Source organism: Rossellomorea vietnamensis NBRC 101237, assembly GCF_001591825.1.
Taxonomy (GTDB): domain Bacteria; phylum Bacillota; class Bacilli; order Bacillales; family Bacillaceae_B; genus Rossellomorea; species Rossellomorea vietnamensis.
Genome location: NZ_BCVQ01000100.1, coordinates 1 through 1892, shown reverse-complemented (window position 1 = coordinate 1892; position 1892 = coordinate 1). Strand labels below are relative to the sequence as shown.

Genomic DNA, 1892 nt, shown 5'->3' with positions numbered 1-1892 from the left:
TCGAGTAGGAGGGGATGATTAATCCCCGACCTCTCACACCACCGTACGTACCGATCGGTATACGGCGGTTCAATCAAGATGATTGACGAAGACTTTCATACCTAACGATAAGACTTAGGAGCCCTTGGCGATTCCAGAAGGAATTGCCAAGGGTTTTGTGTAGTATTGGACTTTGTGCGATCCTCCAATGACCCTTTCGGGTATTACCCCACTCATATGCCTTCCATTTTGGAACGCCGAGCGCAATGAGGTTGCGGACCTTCGTTTTCGGCAGTTTCCACTGCTTCCACAGACACATTCGTAATCTTCTTCTGATCCATGCATCCAGGTATTTTAGGAAGCTGGGTGTATCAGCGAGTTGAAAATAGCCGATCCATCCCATTAGATATTGGTTCAGCTTTCTGATTCGCCCCTCCATCGACCACCCTGAAGATCTGGACGTTAGAGAACGGATTTTCTGTTTCAACCGTTTTATACTTTTGGAGGCAACTCTGACTTTTGGTTTGCGATTTGATGTAAAACTAAAGCCAAGGAACGTTCTTCTCCAAGGACGGTCCACCGCAGATTTCTTTCGGTTTACCTTCAGTTTAAGTTTCTTCTCAAGAAACGTTGTCACTGAATTCATCACCCGGTTACCGGCTTTAGGCGAACGGACATAGATATTACAATCATCTGCGTACCGTATAAAGCAAAGCCCCCGTTTCTCTAATTCCTGGTCCAGTTCATTCAAAATGATGTTAGAAAGCAATGGACTGAGAGGGCCTCCCTGTGGAGTACCTTCCTCACTCTTCACCTTTACACCTTCTATCATAATTCCGGCATTGAGGTAAGAACGAATCAGTTTCAGAAGTGTTCTGTCCTTTACTTTCTTCGCGAGAAGACCCATGAGCTTGTCATGATTCACTCTGTCGAAGAATTTCTCTAAGTCAATATCGACAACCCAGCGATATCCTTCCTGGATATACGTTTTCGCTTTTCTTACGGCGTCATGGGCACTCCGATTTGGTCGGAACCCATAACTATGATCAGAGAAGGTTGGATCGTATATCTGAGAGAGTATCTGGGCAATTGATTGTTGAATCATACGGTCTGTCACCGTTGGGATACCTAACAACCGGACGCCGCCGTCTGGTTTCGGGATTTCGATCCGACGTACCGGGTCCGGCTTGTAGGTTCCCCCAAGAAGATTCTTTCGAATCGACTGCCATTCGTGCATGATATGCGATCGCAGGTTTTGTACGGGCATAAGATCCACGCCATGGCTTCCCTTATTACGCTCTACACGTTTCAGTGCTTCAAGCATATTTGGTTTAGACAGAATCATATTAATCAACATCACTGATATTCCTTTCCTTCGTGTGTCACGTTTCCTCTTTCGATGGCCCTGCCTCACACTTCCACCAGCCCTCACGGAATTCACCGTTACCTCTAAGTGGACAGCTCTTTTCAGATTGTCTGTGAGTCTCTCAGTTACCATGAGCCAGGTCGTGGCACTCTCTTGATTGTTCAGTCCTTCCCGGCTTCCTCGAGAAAAGCCGGTACTATGACCTCGGCTGACTTCTGGCGGTTCAGCGAAGAATCGCTTCTCCGGTTACCATTTATTCAAGGCGTATCCGCCAGATCTCCCCGGGTAAGAGTGCAATCTTTCCCTCCATCTATCCGCCTCATTTACTTTCTGCACCTTCGACAGTTCGGACTTCATCTTGTATTGCAGACTTATCCAGTGCAACAAGCCTTATATGAGATTCGTGTTCCTCGGACCGGAGGTTTGCCGCCCGCTTCCTTCAGATTCCGGGTCGCCCCAGACACCCTTGCGTTAAGCTAACCGCTACAACTGTCTTCACGGCTCGGGACTCTCACCCTATAGATCACACCCATGCCGGGCGCACAAT

General features: G+C 47.8%; 1 protein-coding gene. It reads right to left on the bottom strand.

Going from position 1 to position 1892, the window contains the following annotated elements; translation table 11 throughout:
• Positions 1–73: 73 nt before the first annotated feature.
• Positions 74–1336 (bottom strand): group II intron reverse transcriptase/maturase, encoded by a 1263-nt coding sequence (gene ltrA, locus BVI01S_RS21770; RefSeq protein ID WP_061811539.1) that lies wholly within the window; start codon positions 1334–1336, stop codon positions 74–76.
• Positions 1337–1892: the final 556 nt, after the last annotated feature.

What these genes read in the sequence shown, in the direction of transcription:
- ltrA (WP_061811539.1), bottom strand. Translation starts at nt 1,336, where the DNA reads ATGTTGATTAATATGATTCTGTCTAAACCAAATATGCTTGAAGCACTG.